This is a genomic window from Candidatus Acidiferrales bacterium, from assembly GCA_035934015.1.
In the GTDB taxonomy this organism is placed as follows: domain Bacteria; phylum Acidobacteriota; class Terriglobia; order Acidiferrales; family UBA7541; genus DAHUXN01.
In genome coordinates, this window is sequence record DASYYH010000001.1 from 1 (window position 1) to 17,095 (window position 17,095).

Annotated in this window: 17 protein-coding genes; 9 read left to right on the forward strand and 8 right to left on the reverse strand. The window is 58.2% G+C overall.

The window, feature by feature from the left end:
• From VGR81_00005 to VGR81_00025, 5 genes are all read left to right on the forward strand, one after another.
• On the forward strand, nucleotides 1–250 hold a 250-nt coding region (locus tag VGR81_00005; GenBank protein HEV2287314.1), incomplete at its 5' end, for a hypothetical protein.
• Nucleotides 251–329: 79 nt separating this feature from the next.
• Nucleotides 330–638, forward strand: coding sequence for a hypothetical protein (locus VGR81_00010; GenBank protein ID HEV2287315.1), 309 nt, complete (start codon nucleotides 330–332; stop codon nucleotides 636–638).
• 337 nt (nucleotides 639–975) lie between these two features.
• On the forward strand, nucleotides 976–2,766 hold the full coding sequence (locus VGR81_00015; protein ID HEV2287316.1) for a hypothetical protein: 1,791 nt from the start codon (nucleotides 976–978) through the stop codon (nucleotides 2,764–2,766).
• Nucleotides 2,767–2,973: 207 nt separating this feature from the next.
• Nucleotides 2,974–3,741 (forward strand): HipA family kinase, encoded by a 768-nt coding sequence (locus VGR81_00020; protein HEV2287317.1) that lies wholly within the window; start codon nucleotides 2,974–2,976, stop codon nucleotides 3,739–3,741.
• Nucleotides 3,742–3,744: 3 nt separating this feature from the next.
• The gene (locus VGR81_00025) at nucleotides 3,745–4,566 is read left to right on the forward strand and encodes a DUF3037 domain-containing protein (GenBank protein HEV2287318.1); all 822 of its coding nucleotides are present in this window, start codon (nucleotides 3,745–3,747) and stop codon (nucleotides 4,564–4,566) included.
• Between the two features lie 81 nt (nucleotides 4,567–4,647).
• Here the strand turns inward: VGR81_00025 and VGR81_00030 are convergent, their stop codons facing one another.
• The 5 genes from VGR81_00030 to lpdA all read right to left on the reverse strand — a co-directional run bounded on the left by VGR81_00030 (nucleotide 4,648) and on the right by lpdA (nucleotide 10,606).
• Complete coding sequence (locus VGR81_00030) at nucleotides 4,648–6,033, reverse strand: dihydrolipoamide acetyltransferase family protein (GenBank protein HEV2287319.1); 1,386 nt, start codon at nucleotides 6,031–6,033, stop codon at nucleotides 4,648–4,650.
• A 30-nt stretch (nucleotides 6,034–6,063) separates the two neighbouring features.
• On the reverse strand, nucleotides 6,064–7,038 hold the full coding sequence (locus tag VGR81_00035) for an alpha-ketoacid dehydrogenase subunit beta (protein HEV2287320.1): 975 nt from the start codon (nucleotides 7,036–7,038) through the stop codon (nucleotides 6,064–6,066).
• The gene (locus tag VGR81_00040) at nucleotides 7,038–8,303 is read right to left on the reverse strand and encodes a thiamine pyrophosphate-dependent dehydrogenase E1 component subunit alpha (protein HEV2287321.1); all 1,266 of its coding nucleotides are present in this window, start codon (nucleotides 8,301–8,303) and stop codon (nucleotides 7,038–7,040) included. Before VGR81_00040 ends, VGR81_00035 begins: the two co-directional genes overlap by 1 nt.
• A gap of 95 nt (nucleotides 8,304–8,398) precedes the next feature.
• Nucleotides 8,399–9,154, reverse strand: a complete 756-nt coding sequence (lipB, locus tag VGR81_00045; protein ID HEV2287322.1) for a lipoyl(octanoyl) transferase LipB — start codon at nucleotides 9,152–9,154, stop codon at nucleotides 8,399–8,401.
• A gap of 54 nt (nucleotides 9,155–9,208) precedes the next feature.
• Nucleotides 9,209–10,606, reverse strand: a complete 1,398-nt coding sequence (gene lpdA / locus VGR81_00050; protein HEV2287323.1) for a dihydrolipoyl dehydrogenase — start codon at nucleotides 10,604–10,606, stop codon at nucleotides 9,209–9,211.
• 257 nt (nucleotides 10,607–10,863) lie between these two features.
• On the opposite strand from lpdA, the gene VGR81_00055 reads away from it, so the two are divergent.
• The 4 genes from VGR81_00055 (at nucleotide 10,864) to VGR81_00070 (ending at nucleotide 14,021) form a co-directional block, all read left to right on the forward strand.
• On the forward strand, nucleotides 10,864–11,826 hold the full coding sequence (locus VGR81_00055; GenBank protein ID HEV2287324.1) for a CPBP family intramembrane glutamic endopeptidase: 963 nt from the start codon (nucleotides 10,864–10,866) through the stop codon (nucleotides 11,824–11,826).
• Nucleotides 11,827–11,973: 147 nt separating this feature from the next.
• Nucleotides 11,974–12,330, forward strand: coding sequence for a TraR/DksA family transcriptional regulator (locus tag VGR81_00060; GenBank protein HEV2287325.1), 357 nt, complete (start codon nucleotides 11,974–11,976; stop codon nucleotides 12,328–12,330).
• A gap of 176 nt (nucleotides 12,331–12,506) precedes the next feature.
• Nucleotides 12,507–13,316 carry a ComF family protein gene (locus VGR81_00065; GenBank protein ID HEV2287326.1) on the forward strand — a complete coding sequence of 270 codons (810 nt, stop codon included), beginning with the start codon at nucleotides 12,507–12,509 and terminating at the stop codon, nucleotides 13,314–13,316.
• Nucleotides 13,317–13,385: 69 nt separating this feature from the next.
• Nucleotides 13,386–14,021 carry an HNH endonuclease gene (locus tag VGR81_00070; GenBank protein HEV2287327.1) on the forward strand — a complete coding sequence of 212 codons (636 nt, stop codon included), beginning with the start codon at nucleotides 13,386–13,388 and terminating at the stop codon, nucleotides 14,019–14,021.
• Between the two features lie 208 nt (nucleotides 14,022–14,229).
• Here VGR81_00070 and VGR81_00075 read toward each other — a convergent pair whose 3' ends face one another.
• The 3 genes from VGR81_00075 to VGR81_00085 form a co-directional block, all read right to left on the reverse strand.
• On the reverse strand, nucleotides 14,230–15,717 hold the full coding sequence (locus tag VGR81_00075; protein HEV2287328.1) for a hypothetical protein: 1,488 nt from the start codon (nucleotides 15,715–15,717) through the stop codon (nucleotides 14,230–14,232).
• 44 nt (nucleotides 15,718–15,761) lie between these two features.
• Nucleotides 15,762–16,247, reverse strand: coding sequence for an FxLYD domain-containing protein (locus VGR81_00080; GenBank protein ID HEV2287329.1), 486 nt, complete (start codon nucleotides 16,245–16,247; stop codon nucleotides 15,762–15,764).
• Nucleotides 16,248–16,309: 62 nt separating this feature from the next.
• Complete coding sequence (locus VGR81_00085) at nucleotides 16,310–17,056, reverse strand: metallophosphoesterase family protein (protein ID HEV2287330.1); 747 nt, start codon at nucleotides 17,054–17,056, stop codon at nucleotides 16,310–16,312.
• Between the last annotated feature and the right edge of the window lie 39 nt (nucleotides 17,057–17,095).

Below are 17,095 nucleotides of genomic sequence, written 5' to 3' on the forward strand. Positions count from 1 at the left end.
GTACCATTGTGCTGGGCAGGACGCATTGAATCCAACCCTGTTGAAGGGTCTTCGTTGGCTTCTGAGTGATGACGCCTTGGATCCAGCTAGGATAAGACAGGCTCTCGAGAGCTCCGATGCGATCTTCCGCAAGTTCGGTGCTGCCGCCGCCGCCCGGTTGCACAAACAGCAGAAAGAGCCGCTCGTTTGCGCTTCGGCGGTCCCTGATCCTGACATCTCCATTTTTGCGAGTCGTTTACTGGCGGGTTAGTTTGAGATTGGTGGCGCACGCTAAGCGATACGTTCAGGGGATTTTGCGAAGTGGGTGGCGCACCCTTTGATGTTTAAGGGTGCGGATCTTTTTGACGTACACGCAGCCAGACAATTTGAGCATCAGCGTGACCACGGCCAATCAAATCAGCGGCTACACGTACGATGCAGCCGGGAATCTCGATACGATTCCGGGCACCGGCGGCATCACCTTCACGTACAATGCGGAAAACGAACTGACCACTTCGTCAGCGGGCGTGAATTACACCCGAGTTTATCCTGAGCGTGTTACAGTCAAGTGCGCGAGAGGACAAAACCTTCCACTGTCACAGAACTGTCACACTAGACGGCATAAAACAGGCAAAAATCAGCGAACTTCAAAAAACTGAAAATCGCGCTATCTGACGGCTGGCAAAGGGATTTAGTCGAATTTTCCGTCAGTTAGCAAAACGGCGATTTAGCGTTAGCAAACCGCCGCCTTCAGCCTCTCGGCCACCTCTCCGCGGTCGGCAAATTGAATGGCCTGCAAAGTATAGCATCATCGAATGTTTTCCGTCTCGGCCAGACGCGCGCACATTGGAGGATGCGCCACCGCGCTTTTTCCTCGCTGTGTGTCGACTTATGAGTCTGATGTAGACTCATAACGCTTGCGAAGCAGATCGTCGGACCAACATCACTCAAAAACGAGCAGACGAGGAATTGCTGTGAACGGAGAGGCTGAACCCAGTGCATTCGCCATCCGATGAATACAAGCGCCGCCACGAAGCACGCCTGCGGATGCGTGCAGAACGAGAACGCATTCACATCCGAATTGGGAATTTCAAATTGATTGTGATTGCGTTGTTTTTGGCTCTGGCGATTCTGGCATTTTGGAAACATGCGATTTCAGGATATTGGGTGATTATCCCCGTTGTTGTGTACGCAGCGCTGGCCATCTGGCACGAGGTTGTGATTCGCGCACGGAGGCATGCGGAAATCGCAGCCGCATTTTATGAACGCGGGCTGGCACGGATCGAAGATCGCTGGAGCGGAACCGGCGAGACGGGCGAGCGCTTCCGCGATCCGAAGCATGTCTACACGGACGACATGGACATTTTCGGGAGCGGCGGGCTATTTCAACTGCTTTCCGGGGCAAGGACGCCTATGGGAGAGAAGTGTCTGGCTCGCTGGCTTGCCGAGCCATCGCCGGTGGCAGTGATTCTCGAGCGGCAGGCATTGGTTCGCGAACTTCGTGACAAAGTGGACCTGCGCGAAGATTTGGCGATGATCGGTGAGGACATGCGTCCGCGGCTGGGCCCCGAGGAATTGGCACCGTGGGCCGAAAAACCAGCGATGCTGCCGAAATCCGGCGTGCGTTGGATTACCACGACGCTGGCAATATTTGCTGTCGCGGCGACTGTTTTTTGGTTTGTCCATGGGGATTTCTGGCCGCTGCTGGCGTTGCTGATCATCAATAGTGCGATTTATGGATGGTTAAGGAAAAACGCAGAAGCAACGATCAGCGGTATGGGCAGCAACGCGGAAGGAGTGGTCCTCTTTTCGCAAATTCTTGCACGCATCGAGCGCGAGAATTTCGCATCGAAGCGCCTGGCCAAACTGCAGGATCAACTGAAGGACACGGGCAAACCGGCTTCGCATGCCATTGCGCGGCTGGCACGGCTCATCTACTGGATCGACGCGCTCGAGAGTTACGGCATGAAGCTGGCGAAGGTGCCGTTTCTCTCTTCGGTGCAGCTCGGATATGCATCGGAGGCGTGGCGCCAGCGCTGGGGCCGGCATGTGTGCCGGTGGATCGAAATTGCAGGCGAGATCGAAGCGCTGCTTTCGCTCGCGGCTTATTCCTACGAGCATCCTGGCGATTCTTTCCCGGAGTTTGCTGAAGAGACGAAACCGGAAGCGTATTTTGCAGGCGAGGAGCTCGGTCATCCTCTGATTCCCGCGGCGCGATGCGTGCGCAATACGGTTCGACTCGGCAAAGGAACGCGCGTCCTGCTCGTGAGCGGATCGAACATGTCCGGCAAGAGCACGCTGCTGCGGACCGTGGGCATCAATACGGTGCTGGCAATGGCGGGGGCGCCGATCCGGGGAAAATCTTTGCGTCTCTCGCCGCTGCGGCTGGGAACGCGCCTGCGGAGCAGTGATTCACTGCAGGAGGGACGTTCAAATTTCTATACGGAGATTCTGCGCATCCGCCAGGTCTTCGCCCTCACGGAAGACGAGGCGCCCCTGCTCTTTCTGCTCGACGAATTGCTGGAAGGCACAAACTCGCACGACCGTTCGATTGGCGCCGAAGGGCTGTTGCGGCAACTGGTTGAGCGGCATGCGATTGGCATTGTGACGACGCATGATTTGGCCTTGACAGAAATCGCCGGGACATTCGACGGCGCCATGCGCAACGCACATTTTGAAGATCAAATCAGGAATGGAGAGATGAGCTTTGATTATGTGTTGCGCGACGGAATCGTTCCCAGGAGCAACGCACTCGAACTCATGCGCTGGATCGGGTTAAAAGTGTAGATTGCGGCCAGCGACCCTCGAACGGATTTTATGGCGCAAGACAATTCCTTACCCTGAGCAATCCTCGAAACGAAGCGAACTCACGGAATCCCGCTTTGATGCGAAGGCCCGCGGTGATTCAAGACTTCGCATGATTCCCTTGCTGCTACGTAAATCTCTAGCTAGCATAGCGGCTCCATGCCGCTGGCGATCGAACACATAAGGCGAATGCGCGGCGGTGCGCAATCACACCTGATGCGGTGCGAGGACGAAAACTATTACATCGTTAAGTTTCAAAACAACCCACAAGGAACGCGGATTCTGGCGAATGAATTGCTGGGAACACGGCTGGCGGCAAGGATTGGGCTGGCGGTTGCGACGGCAGCGGTCGTCGAAGTGCGTCCGGAGATGGTGGCGCTGACCGAGGACCTAGTAGTCCAGCTGGGTCGCGGGCGCATTCCCTGCGCGGCCGGGCTGCAATTCGGCTCGCAGTATCCGGGCGAGCCGGCGAGGACGCCCGTTTACGACTTCCTGCCTGATGAGCAGTTGCGCGAGGTCGAGAATCTCGCGGATTTCGCGGGTGTGCTCGCTTTCGACAAATGGACTTGCAACACGAACGGGCGTCAGGCGATTTTTCTGCGCGCGCGGGACAGTGAGCGGTACCGCGCGGTGATGATCGACCATGGATTCTGCTTTAATGCCGGTGAATGGAATTTCCCGGATGCGCCCCTGCGCGGAATCTACGCTCGATCCAGAGTGTATGAAGGAGTGGGCGACTGGGAGGCCTTCGAGCCCTGGCTTGCGCGCATCGAGCAACGGATTACGGAAGACGTGCTGGACGAGATCGCCCGGGAGATTCCGCCCGAGTGGTATAATTTCGACCAGGAAGCACTCTACCGCATGATGGAGCAACTTTTGCGCCGGCGAAAGCGGGTGCGGGAACTGATTCAGAGCGCGAAAAATTCCACGCACGTGCCTTTCCCCAATTGGACGTGAATCATGCCCGAACGAAACACGCTGACGTACCGCGTCTTGCGCTATACGCCGAATCTGATCCGCGATGAGTGGGTCAACATCGGCATTGTGCTCGAAGATCCGCGGAAACAGCAGGCCCGCGCGCGGCTGATTGAAGAATCCTCCGAATTGGCGCGTGTACGCAGGTTGCACCCGGCTGCCGATGAAAACCTGCTGCGCTCCTTGCCCTCGGAGTTCGATACGCAGCTGGCGGCCACGGGCGCGAGCGGAGCGTGGATCGAAAGGATGGAACAAACCCTTTCGAACACGCTGCAGCTCAGCCCGCGCAAGGCTGTTCTGGCCGAAGATTTCGAGGCGGAACTTGACCGCTTGTACCGCGACCACGTCGCCGTGCCCCCCCGCCAGAGCCGCGGCGCCGCCATTCTGGAAAGCACGCGCGCCTGGATTCGCACGCGCCTCAACGACATTTTCAGGCGCCACCGCATCCTGGCGAAAATGGAAAAAAACGTAAAGGCGGAGCAATTCACGCAGCCGGGGGATCCGCTGCGCATCGATTACGCTTACCGGTACAACGGCACACGCGGATATCTGCAGGCATTTTCGCTCGGCCGCGATCCCGCACAGGCCAAGGTACTCGCGTACACGGCGGAGCGTATTCGCGCGCGGCAGGCTCGCCCAGGCGAGCAGGCGAATTCGGAATTCACGGCCATCACGGAAGCCGCGCCAGAACGCGATAACCCGCGCCATCAGTTCATTGTGCGGCTTTTTGACGAACAGAAGATTGCCATGGTTCCTCTGGCGCAGGCGGAGATCTTTGCTGAGCGCCTGCGGGTCCAGCTGCGGTAGCGCTTCGCGATATTCCCGCACAAAAGAAAAGCGGGGCGAGAACGCGAATCCCGCCCCGCCGGAGAGACTGGCTGGGGAACCCTACAGGACGCTCTCGCTCCAGTTCTCGAGGAAGTGTTTGATCTTCCCCATGAACTGGTGGGCGATGGCGCCGTCCACCACGCGGTGATCGTAACTCAGCGTCAGATAGACCATCGAGCGGATGGCGATGGCGTCGTCCACAACCACCGGCCGCTTTTCGATCGTTCCGAGGCCCAGAATCGCCACGTTCGGCTGGCTGATCACCGGCAAGCCCATGAGGCCGCCAAAAACGCCGGGATTGGTGATCGAAAAAGTCCCTTCCTGAACCTCCTCGGGCTTGAGGCGCTTCGAGCGGGCGCGCTCGGCAAGGTCGTTGATGGCGCGCTGCAAACCGAGGAAATTTTTCTCCTCGGCGTTCTTCACCACAGGAACGATCAGCCCCCAATCGAGAGCCACGGCGATGCCGATGTTGCATTCGCGGTGGTAAACGATGTTGGTTCCATCCACGGACGAATTCACCGTGGGGAAGGCACGCAAACCCTCGACGGCGGCGCGGATGAAGAACGGCATGAAGGTGAGCTTCGAGCCGGTCGTGCGCTCGAATTCGTCCTTCTTCTGGTTGCGCAGCTTGACCAAGCCCGTAACGTCCGCTTCGTCGATGGAATAGACGTGCGGAGAAACGCGCTTCGAGAGCACCATGTGTTCAGCAATTTTCTGCCGCATCACGGACATGGGTTCGACGCTGTAATTTCCAAAGTACATGCGCTCACGCGGCACGGCCGACTCGAAAGCTGCGTGTGCTTGCGCCCCTCCCGCCGGCGGTACTGCTGCCGGACGCGCCGCAGAGGCATATGCGGCTGCGGGAGATTGCTGGCCCCGCGCGCCGCCGCCTTCGATGGCGGAAAGAATGTCGCGTTTGCTGACTCGGCCACCCGCACCTGTTCCGGGCACTTGCGTCAAATCGATGTTGTTCTCCCGGGCAAGGCGCCGAACCAGGGGTGAGCTGCGAATTTTTTCTGTGCCGGGACGCTGCGGCGGAGCCGCCGTACCCGCCGCCGCAACGGGAGCCGGACGCGGCGCCGGAGCCACTGGAACGGGTTTCGCCGCCTCGGCCTTGGTTGGTTCGCCCAAGTGCATGGGTTCCTCTTTCGCCTGCGGCTTTGCAGGCGCCGGTGCGGGCGCCGCCGTTGCAGCGCCAGCGCCAGCGCCATCGCCGTCAATCACGCCGACGACGGTCTGAATCGGTACCGTCTGGCCCTCGGAGACTTTGATCTCCTTCAGCACTCCGGCTGCGGGCGATGGAATTTCCGCGTCCACCTTGTCAGTGGAAATCTCGAAGAGCGGCTCGTCGCGCTCGACCTTCTCGCCGGGCTTCTTCAGCCACTTGGTGATTGTCCCCTCAAAAATGCTTTCCCCCATCTGAGGCATGATTACGTTCGTTGACATCAGTCTCTCCTTCGAATCAAAACCCGAATCTCAATACGCGGCCAGCTCGCGCGCCGCGGAAAGAATATCGTTCACGTTGGGCAAAAAGCGCTCTTCGAGCGGCGGCGAGAATGGCACCGGCGAATCCTTCGCCGTCACGCGCAGAACCGGCCCATCCAAATCCTCGAACGCTCCTTCGCAGGCCACTGCGGCGATTTCGCCGGCAATGCCGCCAGTGCGCGTGTCTTCATGAACAATCAGCAGTTTGTTCGTCTTCTTCACCGACTGCAAAATCGTTTCTTTGTCGAGCGGCAGCAGCGTGCGCAGGTCGATGACTTCCACGTCGACTCCCTCCCTGGCGAGCGTCTCCGCCGCTTCGAGAGAGCTATGCATCATCGCCGCATAAGTGACGATCGTCAGATCGCGGCCCTCGCGCCGGACGATGGCTTTGCCGATGGGCACCGTGTAATCGTCCTCGGGCAGCTCTTCTTTGATCCGCCGGTACAAGAATTTGTGCTCGAGAAATAGCACAGGATTGTTGTCGCGGATTGCGGACTTGAGCAAACCTTTCGCGTCGTAGGCGGTCGAGGGATAAATCACCTTCAACCCCGGCGTGTGGACGAAGTACATCTCCGGATTCGCGGAATGGAAAGGCCCGCCGTGAACGCCGCCGCCCGAGGGTCCGCGCATCACCATCGGCACCGGAGCGCCCCAGCGGTAGTGCGATTTGGCCACAAAATTCGTAATCTGATTGAAACAGCAAGCGATGAAATCGATGAACTGCAGTTCGGCGATAGGCCGCAAGCCCTGATAGCTCATGCCCACGGCTGCGCCGATGATCGCCGTTTCGCTGATGGGCGTGTCGATGACGCGCTCCCAGCCAAAACGCTCGAGCAAACCCGCCGTCACTTTGAATGCGCCGCCGTAAACGCCGATGTCTTCTCCGATGGCCACGACTGCCGGGTCGCGTTCCATCTCTTCGAAAATCGCCTGGCGAATCGCCTCGAGCATCGTGACCGGCGCCATTACTTTCTCCCCTCTTTGCCCTTGGGGCCTCTGCCGAAGGGAACACGCGCGGGAACCTTGGGCTTTTCTGGACGCCCATTCGACTTGCCCGCTGATTTTTGCGCTGCAGCAATCGTTCTCGAAGACTTCGCTCCGTTGCCGCCATTCGCGCCCGCTGCCGCGGATTGCTTCGTCATCGTGGACGCCAAATCAAATCCGCCGAAATCGGTGACTTCCCATTCCGGCTTCACGCTCGATTGCGGCGGCGTGACTTCTTTTTTAGACCGCTTCCATTCGGCTTCGATCGTGTGGCAGCCGTCGCAGTAAACGCCCTGTTCGGCCAGTTCCGGGGGCGGAAAGGGGGATTTCTCGGCGACGTCGAGAGCTGCCTCCAATTCCTTCTCGATGCGCGCCGCGAATTCAGACTTCGTTTTCTCATCCCAAAGATTGTTTTGGGTAAGATATTTTTCGTAGCGCGCAATCGGATCCCGCGCTTCCCAGTATTCAAACATTTTCTTCGGCACGTACTCCGCCGGATCGTGCTGCGCGTGGCCCTTCATGCGCATGGTCTTCGACTCGATCAGCACCGGCCCTTTGCCCGCGCGGCAGCGGTCCACGGCTTCCTTCGTGGCCTGGTAAACGGCGACCACATCATTGCCGTCCACGATAGAGCTTGCGATGCCGTAGGCCTTCGCGCGGTCGGCCAGATCGTGAATCGGTACCTGTTTTGCCACGGGCGTCGAATAAGCCCACTGATTGTTTTCGACAACGAGCACAAGCGGTGCGTGCTGCGTCGCGGCGAAATTCAATCCTTCGTGGAACGCTCCTGTGGACGTCGCGCCGTCGCCGACCCACGTCATGGCCACGATGTTTTGGCCGAGATAGCGTCCCGCGATGGCGACGCCGGTCATCACCGGAACCAGATCGCCAAGCATGGAAATCGGCGAAACGACGTGCCGCCCCTTGAGATCCCCGAAGTGGCTCGTGCCGTCCTTGCCCTTTGTCGGCGAATCGTAGCGCGCCATGTATTGCATCAGGATATCGGCCGGTTTGTAGCCCTTCACGAGCAGGCCGCCGACGTTGCGAATCATCGGCGCAATCCAGTCGCGCTTCTCAAGCGCATACGCCGTGCCCACGGAGGTTGCCTCTTGTCCCAGATTCGAATACAGCCCGCCGACAACTTTGTTTTGCCGAAACAGCCGGACGAGCTGCTCATCCAGCATGCGGTTCAACTTCATGTAGTAATAAAGTTCGAGGTGCTGATCCCTCGTGAGCGGATAGCTCATATTCTGCTCCCTGCGCGACTTCCCATTATCCTACTCCGGCTCGTTCCGCGATACCGCCGAGTTCTCATTTTTGGGCTCGTGGCACTGCTTCTTTTTCAGGTGCCCACGTGCGCCACGGGCGTTTCGTGTTCCCGCAAAACCTCTTCCAATGTTTCGCGCGCTACCAATTGCATCTTGCGTCCGAAAATCTCTCCTAGATGGAAAACAATTCGCGGCGCAACTTCCTCGCGGCTGACTGCTCGCCCCAGCAATCGCTCGAGCGACGTCGCTCGCTTATCGGGAATGCCGCACGGAACGATCAAATCGAAGTAGCGCAAATCCGTCGAGACATTGTAAGCGAATCCGTGCGAAGTAACCCATCGGCTCAAATGCACGCCAATGGCTGCGAGCTTTTCTGACGCATTACCATTCATGCCGCCGGAAAGAACATCGACCCAAACGCCCGTCAAGCCCGCTTTACGACCTGTCTCAATTCCGAATTCCGCCGTCGCGCGGATCATCGCCTCTTCCAACTGGCGCACATACCATGCAACGTCACGCCGGATCGCGGCGAGATTCAGGATTGGATAGCCAACGATCTGTCCCGGCCCGTGATAGGTGATGTCGCCCCCGCGATCGGTAGCGTGAAATTCGACGCCCATCTGCCGCAACAAATGTGACGATGCCAGCAGATTTTCCTGATGCCCGTTGCGCCCGAGCGTGATGACGTGCGGATGCTCGCACAAAAGTAAAACGTCCGGCACAGCATCGGCTCTGCGCGCGGCAACGAGCTTCCGCTGCAAATCGAAGGCGGGACCGTATTGCATCAGTCCCAAATCGACAACCCAGCACGTTTTGTCGTGCGCCGTCACTTCTCTTTCATCCTTTGGCAACCCGCTCCCGCACGTTGCGACACTGCAAGCATCCTAAGCGTTGATCGTCAAGCCCATCACGGAATTGAACGCGTCGCCCATCGCTTCCCAAACGGTCGGATGCGCGTGGATCATCGCCATCATGTCGTCAATCGTGCCTTCGAGCTGCAATGCGGTTGTCGCCTCAGCGATGATTTCCGTCGAGAGCGAACCAATCGAATGCACGCCCAGGACCTCATTGTACTTCTCGTCCGCCACGACTTTGATGAATCCTTCATGACGTCCCAAAATCGATGACTTGCTGTTCCCCACGAATGGGAATTTCCCTGTTTTCACTTTGTGGCCGGCATCGCGCGCCTGCTTTTCGGTTAATCCAATCGACCCGATTTGTGGATCACAGAAGGTACAATTCGGACAGCGCAGGCGGTCGAAAGGCTGCACCGGTTTTCCGGCCATACGCCCAACGGCAATAATTCCCTCCATCGAAGCGGCGTGCGCCAGTTGCGGCAGGCCGGCGACGATGTCGCCGATCGCGTACAGATGCGGCTCGGCGGTTTCCATGTAGCCATTGGTGTGAACAAATCCGCGTTCGACCTTCGCGGCAGTTTTCTCCAAGCCAACATTTTCTGTGACCGGCCTGCGCCCGACCGCAATTAACACTTTTTCGGCGGAAATGTTCTGAAGTTTGCCGGCCTTGTCCTTGAATGCGACGCTCATGCCTTTCGCATCCTTCTTCACCGATTCAACGCCGGCTTCCAGTTCAAATCGAATGCCGCGCTTGCGAAACGCTTTGCCCAGCTCCGCGGAAATTTCTTCATCCTCGAGCGGCACCATGCGTGGCAGCTTTTCGAGAATCGTGACGTCCGTGCCAAATGTTTTGTAAATCGAAGCGAACTCCACGCCCACTGCGCCAGCGCCCACAATGACAAGCGACTTGGGAATCGAAGGCATATCGAGCATGCCGCGATTGTCCAGAATGTCCTGGTTGTTGATGGTGATGCCAGGCAGCGAGCGCGAATCGGAGCCCGAGGCGAGCATAATGTTGGCAGCTTCAATTTCCGTTTTCTTGCCGTCCTTCTCCACGGAAACGCGCCCCCGTCCGACAATTTGGCCCCAGCCTTGCATCGACTCCACTTTGTTTTTCTTGAAGAGAAACTCGATGCCCTTGGCGTGTTTATTGACGATCTTCGTCTTGCGCGCGATCATCGCCGGCCAATTCACTTTCACTTCTTTGACTTCGAAGCCAAATTCCGACGCGCGCTGGAAATCCTCGTACAATTCAGCATGGTGAAGCAAAACCTTGGTCGGAATGCAGCCGATGTGCAGGCAGGTGCCACCGAGAAACGGATCTTTCTCGATGACGACGGTCTTCAGGCCCCATTGTCCCGCGCGAATTGCCGCGACGTATCCTCCGGGGCCGCTTCCTATGATGGCAAGATCGTATTTGGCCAAACTATTCCTCCCTGGCGGGCGCTCGGCCCGCTCGCGCTGTTATTCTGAAGGGGATTCATCGCTGCGGGACACAGCGCACCACGTTCGACCCGCGCAAAGATGGAATTCTATCAGTCGCGCGGGAGTGCCGCAACCGCACAAGAGCCCCGCTCTTTTCTGGCCCCCTCGGCACCATTCACGTATGATTTTGAATTGAGCTGAATTTAGTCGCAGGCAGTTCGGGCGGCGTTAATGTAGCGCGCCGCAAGGAGTTACAGATGGCAATGCCCCCACAGGCGACACAATCAGCGCCGCCCCCGAATGGCTCGGTGGGAATCGAAGATCGCATCACAAACGTTTTTGTTTCTCGCGAAGGCATCCGCGCGGGCTGGCGATGTCTGATTTTCGCCGCCATATTCTTCGTTGTCCTGACCATCGCCGCTGTCCCGATTCTGGTTGTGTACATGAAGCAAAATCCCGGCATCATCCCGAAAACCCTTCCATTTACGGCTCCTTATATGTTGGCTGAGGAAGCAGCGACGGTTATCGGTCTGATTGCCGCTGCCCTGTTAATGTCGAAAATCGAAAGTCGCCCTCCAGGACAGTACGGATTGCCGCTGCGCGAGGCTTTCGGGCGTCGTTTCTGGGAAGGCGTGATTTGGGGCTTCGTCGCCATCGCCGTTGTCCTCTTGTTGATCGCTGCGTTTCACGGATTATCCTTCGGGAAAATCACGCTTTCGGGAGCAACATTAGTCAGCTACGCAGTGCTGTGGGGGCTTGCGTTTCTTCTGACCGGCTTCTCCGAGGAATTCTTGTTTCGCGGCTACAGCCAATTCACGCTTACGCAAGGAATGGGATTCTGGCCAGCAGCCATCCTGCTTTCGTTGCTTTTTGGCGCCTTGCATTTGAGCAACGCGGGCGAGGGCTGGGCTGGCGCACTTTCCGCCGCGACGATTGGTTTCTTCTTTTGCTTTACGCTCCGCCGCACCGGCACAATCTGGTTCGCCGTCGGTCTCCATGCCGCATGGGATTACGCGGAAACCTTCGTGTTCGGCGTGCCGAATAGCGGCCTCGTCGCGCCCGGCCAGTTGCTGCACTCCGCGTTTCACGGTCCTCAGTGGCTGACCGGAGGAACGGTCGGCCCTGAAGCCAGCGCGGTGTGTTTCGTTGTCATGGGGTTATTGTTTCTCGCTTTTCATTTTGCATACCCGCCACAGCCCGCCGATTCGCGGCGCGCCTGATCGTTTCGCGGAGTAACCGATTTCATTCTCGCGTCATCTAACCAACTCCTGAGTAAGCGCTGGCTGGCCGAATTGACAATGGAAAGAGCCGCCGCTACAATCGTCTGATTTAGTTGTGGGGCCGGTGGCCCTCTGAGGACCCGAACCGTGGATAAGAAGAGGCTGGACTACTACAAAAAGAAACTTCAAGCGCGCCGCGAAGAACTGCTGAAGGCCATTGCCCGTACCGGCCAGGAAGGCCGCGAAGCCGATGAAGATCCCACTGTGGACCTCGCCGACAAAGCCGCCAACTCCTACACCAAGGAATTCCTCTTCGGCCAGACGCACAATGACCGCGCGCTCCTCGCCTTGGTCGATGAAGCCCTGGAGCGCATCCGCGAGGGAACCTTCGGGCAATGCGTTCAGTGTGAGGAGGAGCTTCAACAGAAGCGCCTTGAAGCTGTGCCTTGGACGCGCTACTGCATCTCCTGTCAGGAAAAACAGGAGAAAGGTTTGCTGACCTAACCAGGTTTTCTGAATCCCCTGCCGTGAACCCTCGCGTGGTTCGGTGTGCATTCCGCGAGCAACCGTCCCGCACCGATTCACCGATCCCGTCCACACCTCGCGACGAAAACGCTATGTCCAGATGATGCAGATTAGTATAAATTTAAGTCGTCTTGCATCGGTAAATAAGACCATCCGTGAAACTTCGCCACGCCATCGATGCCCTCTCGTCAGTTTTTTTCCCGGCGCCCTGCCAGATCTGCGATCAAATTCTCGATACCGCGAGTTTGCTGCCCATTTGTGAAGATTGCCTGACTTCTCTCAAGCCATTTCGCGGCCCTTGCTGCTTGTCCTGCGGCCGCCCATTCGTCTCCGAGGTCGCCCTCGATGCCGCCGAACCGCGGTGTTTCGCTTGCCGCCGAGGCGTATACGCGTTTGACCTCGCGCGCAGCTATGGCGAATACAGTGAACCCATGGCGCGCGCCATCAGTTTGCTCAAGTACGAAAATCTTATGCCCCTAGGGCGCTGGTTCTCGGCGCGCCTGAAAGAACGCATTCGCTCCGAGCCGGAAACTTTCGTCGCGGACGTCCTTGTGCCGGTTCCCTTGCATCCCGCGCGGCTGCGGGAGCGTGGCTACAACCAAGCCGAATTGATTGCTCGTCCTCTGGCCCGCAGTCTTGCCTTGCCGCTTGGCACCTACCTCCTGGTTCGCACCAAACCTCGCCCAGCTCGCCTCTTGCTGTCGCGCCGCGAGCGATGGCTCACGGTCCGTGGCGCTTACGAAATGCGCAAGGGCGCGCGAGTTGACAACCTTCGCGTGTTGCTGATAGATGATGTATTTACGACGGGCGCTACGCTTGATGCCTGCGCCCGGGCTTTGAAGGCCGCCGGAGCGAAATCCGTAATTGGCTTGACGGTGGCCAGAGTGGTTTCGAGCGGAAGCGCTTTTTCCGGCAGGGTGGGCCAACCGGTCCAAACCGCAGAGGTTCGCGCTGCATCTAATTGATGAGCATCGGATTGCGCTAGTTGTGGTTTAGGCGCCTCTCGCGAGGCGAGCCGTTTCGAGCTGAAACTTATGGATCATCGGCACAAACCGGCGAACGTTCTTCGGCCACGGCCAAAGATTTCGATGACTGGTAACTTGTCCGGTGGAGGAGCAATTCGTCCGGAGCAAACCTCCGCGCCTCGCCGGGCGTCCTTGATGCAGGCCCCGGTGCTCGTACTCAATGCCACCTTCGAGCCCATCAACGTAACAGCCGTTCGCCGCGCTCTGGTGCTGATGCTCAAAGGCGTAGCTCAGGCGGAAGAGACACAGTCCGGGGAAGTTCACTCCACGACGCGAGCCGTTCCCGTGCCGTCGGTCATCCGCTTGCTGAGCTATCGGCACATCCCGCAGCAGAGCCGGGCCCTTTCGCGGAAAAACATCCTTTTGCGCGATCGCAATACCTGTCAGTTCTGCGGCCAAGCTTTTTCGGCTTCCGAACTTACTTTGGATCACGTCCTGCCGCGCTCACGCGGCGGCCGCTCTTCGTGGGAAAATCTTGTGGCCTGCTGCTACCAGTGCAATAACCGCAAGGGCGACCGCACGCCGGAAGAAGCCGGCCTCAAGCTGGCTCGCCGTCCCCGGCCTTTCACGCTTCACACTTCGCGCCAGCTTATGCGTTTGATTGGACATAAGGACGAGAAGTGGCGGAAGTACTTGTTTTATTGAGATCTGCTACCCCACAGCAAATAAAAATCCTTTCGAATCGCTATTTCCTTATGTCATCCATTGGCCGTGGCAACCTATGCGGATTTTTCGCATCTATATATGTAAATTCACTTCTAGGACACACCCCGGGAAGCAAGCGCAGGGTAACCTGAGGCTACTTCCCTTCTACTTTTCCGGGGCTTTGCCGAAAGACCTTTTGCCTTGCGGTTTACTGCCGGAAAACCACTTTCACGCCTCGTCGCCAGTTCTCGTTTAATCCAATGCGCGAGATCTGCATTTCCGGCGAGAGATATCGCAAGATGACTTCGTTTGCAGGATGGAACCGCAGACTCGGCGCCACCAACCAGACCAACGGCGGCTCGTTCTTAAATTCGATTCCCGGGAAATAGCCATAGCGATGGAAATTGCCTTCGGCCAGATGCCGCCGTACGCGCAGCCAGTAATCCACGGCCTGCAGCGGAAGCTGTAAATCCTCCGACGCTTTTAATTCGATCACCACGAGCCGCCCTTGCCTCGTGACGCCGAGCAGGTCAATTACGCCTCGATCGCCTGCGGCAAGCGCCGGCACTTGAGAGTAGAAATATCTTGGGTCGAGTTGCGCATCCAGCCGTGTTGGATCAGCGCGCACCACTGCCTCGAGCCAGCGCTCCGGCGCGGCGCGGTAAAGCGGTTCATGCGTGTTTGTCGCGACTGGGCTTCGCTTCAGTGCCAGTTCGTCGAGCAGGGCTTTCAACTTGCCCGCATTCGCATTGCCAAGCGGCTGGCACTCGTCCCCAGTTCCGAAGAGCACTTGCCCCTGACCCCAACGCGCGAATTCTAGCCCGCGAAAACGGAAAGAGACGTCCCGTGTTCCGCGCGGCACGGAAACTTCAATTGAATCCGGTTCTTCCGGTAGAAGTCCGCGAACACGGTCAATGGCATCCTGGGCCGCGGCGAGGGTCATCTCCACTTCGCCGCGCGGCGTGAGCCAACTTTCCACATTTCCGTGCCTTGAGGAGTCCATCTTGGCGGTGCGCCCGCCGCGCTCACTGTATTCGTATACATCGAGCCCGACCGTTACTCGCAGCGCATGGGAGCGTTCCAGCGTGACGCGCCCATGCCCCTCCGGAAGAAATAGCCGCAAGCCTTCGACCGCGCGGCGTTCCGCATGGCTGCGCGTCCAATCGAGCCACAGCAGGCCGAACGCAAGCATGTCCTCAAAGGCCGCCGCACTCTCTGAGCGTGACGCGCCCATCACGGCCCAGGATGACCGTCCTTCCGTCATCACGGCGCGTGCATACAGCGGCGAAAAAGACCGCTTCAAGTCCGCCGCTGTAGTTAGCGTTTCGACGCGCGCGTCAGGAAATTGCTCCGCCAGCATCCTCGCGAACCGCGCGCGAAATTGTTCGCGCATCGTGCGCGCCGCCGGGCGTTTGTTTTCGGAGCCGAGAAACTCCAAACGCGCCGGTTTGGCGCGTCCAAATCGCTGCACTTCCAGTTGAATGTGGGATCGCTGGCAGGCGGTAACCCGCACGATTCGTCGCACGAGATTGCCTTCGGAAGACCACAGATGAATCAGCGCCTGTTTCCCCTGGGGCCGAACTTCGCTTCGAAAACCATCGAGCGCCGCGAGCCACTCCCCGTCTTCGTGCACTTCCACGGGACCCGAAGCAGTGAGTTGCTCGAGGGCTTGCTCGAGATGGCTCCAATCATCCATGAAGGGGTTGCCGTATTCAGTTTCGCCGGTTTTCCACGGAAACTCTATTCGAGGTCGAGTCCCGTGATGTGGATCGCCGGAAACACATGATTCCAGGAATCCGGAATCGTCTCGAAGCCAATCTGAAAATCCCGGTTCTCGCCGCTTCCGAGCGGCATTGTTCCGTCGCCCACGATGCGATGCTTCTCGCTCAGCACGAGCTTATGACTTGCGTCGTAGAACTCCACCGTGACCTGCGCCGCTCGCACCGTGCGCGTGCCTTTGTTTGAAATGTTCCCGTTTAGGTAGATGACTTTTTGATGAAACATGTTCTCGAACGCCGACATATTCAAGTTATCGAAGATGAGGTTTGGCGCGTAGGCTTGCTCTGCGGCGCCAAAAACCAGCGGCGCCTGCTTTTCCGGCGGCGCGCCATTCGGCGAAGATCGCATCGCAAGATAAAATCCTCCGAAAATCACGAGCACAATCACAACGCCGATCAGAAACGCCGCGCCGAAGCGTCCCTTATCCTGATTCTCGTCGGAAATCATCGTTTCGCCCTGATCCTCTTCTTTGCTCTTTATTTCTTCCGCTGCCTCGCGCTGCCCTCAGCCTAACGGCCAAACGAAAGCCGCAAAATCAGCGGCTCCGGCAGCCCGGCCTTCTCCATGCGCTGCTGGACCGATTCCACTTCGTATGGCACGCGCCAGAACTCCACGTCGTTGCGCTCCGTGTCGGCAATCGCAAATGCCGCGCGAGGATCGCCGTCTCGCGGCTGCCCGATCGAACCTGGGTTGAGCAAGTAACTTGTTCCTTTCTCTAGCCCGAGCGTCATGAATTTTTCGCCGTCCGCAGGACGAAAACGCAATGCCTGCACTTTGTTGTCCGCGCCCAGTGAGAACCCGCCCTGCAAATGCGTGTGCCCGAAAAACGTCAACGGCGAGGGCGCTTCCAGAAGCGAATCGAGCGCCTGCGCGGGTGCAACGACGTATTCATCTTCATCGGGAATCGCTCCGTGTACCAGTGAAAAGCCGTTTACCGAAACCGGACCTGTCGGCAATTTTTCCAGGTATTCCCGGTTCTCCGGGCGAAGCTGCTCTCGCGTCCACATCACCGCCGCGCGTGCAATGGGATTGAAATCATCCGCGCTGGTCAGCCCGCAACCCACTTTGTCATGATTCCCGCGAATCGTCACGGCATCCAATTCGCGGATCCGGTCGATCACTTCATTCGGGTCTGGCCCGTAGCCGACAACGTCACCAAGACAAACGGCCTTTTCCCACTTGCCCTTCGCTTCTGCAAGCGACGTATCCAGCGCCGTCAGATTGGCGTGAATGTCGCTCAAGATCAGGAACCTCATCGGGGCGCGCCCTCTTTCATAGGAACTGGATTATAGACG

Coding starts and splice junctions, on each gene's coding strand:
- VGR81_00020 (HEV2287317.1), top strand. CDS start 2,974: ATGCGCGGCGGTGCGCAATCACACCTGATGCGGTGCGAGGACGAAAAC.
- VGR81_00025 (HEV2287318.1), top strand. CDS start 3,745: ATGCCCGAACGAAACACGCTGACGTACCGCGTCTTGCGCTATACGCCG.
- VGR81_00030 (HEV2287319.1), bottom strand. CDS start 6,033: ATGTCAACGAACGTAATCATGCCTCAGATGGGGGAAAGCATTTTTGAG.
- VGR81_00035 (HEV2287320.1), bottom strand. CDS start 7,038: ATGGCGCCGGTCACGATGCTCGAGGCGATTCGCCAGGCGATTTTCGAA.
- VGR81_00040 (HEV2287321.1), bottom strand. CDS start 8,303: ATGAGCTATCCGCTCACGAGGGATCAGCACCTCGAACTTTATTACTAC.
- VGR81_00055 (HEV2287324.1), top strand. CDS start 10,864: ATGGCAATGCCCCCACAGGCGACACAATCAGCGCCGCCCCCGAATGGC.
- VGR81_00070 (HEV2287327.1), top strand. CDS start 13,386: ATGGATCATCGGCACAAACCGGCGAACGTTCTTCGGCCACGGCCAAAG.
- VGR81_00075 (HEV2287328.1), bottom strand. CDS start 15,717: ATGGATGATTGGAGCCATCTCGAGCAAGCCCTCGAGCAACTCACTGCT.
- VGR81_00080 (HEV2287329.1), bottom strand. CDS start 16,247: ATGATTTCCGACGAGAATCAGGATAAGGGACGCTTCGGCGCGGCGTTT.
- VGR81_00085 (HEV2287330.1), bottom strand. CDS start 17,056: ATGAGGTTCCTGATCTTGAGCGACATTCACGCCAATCTGACGGCGCTG.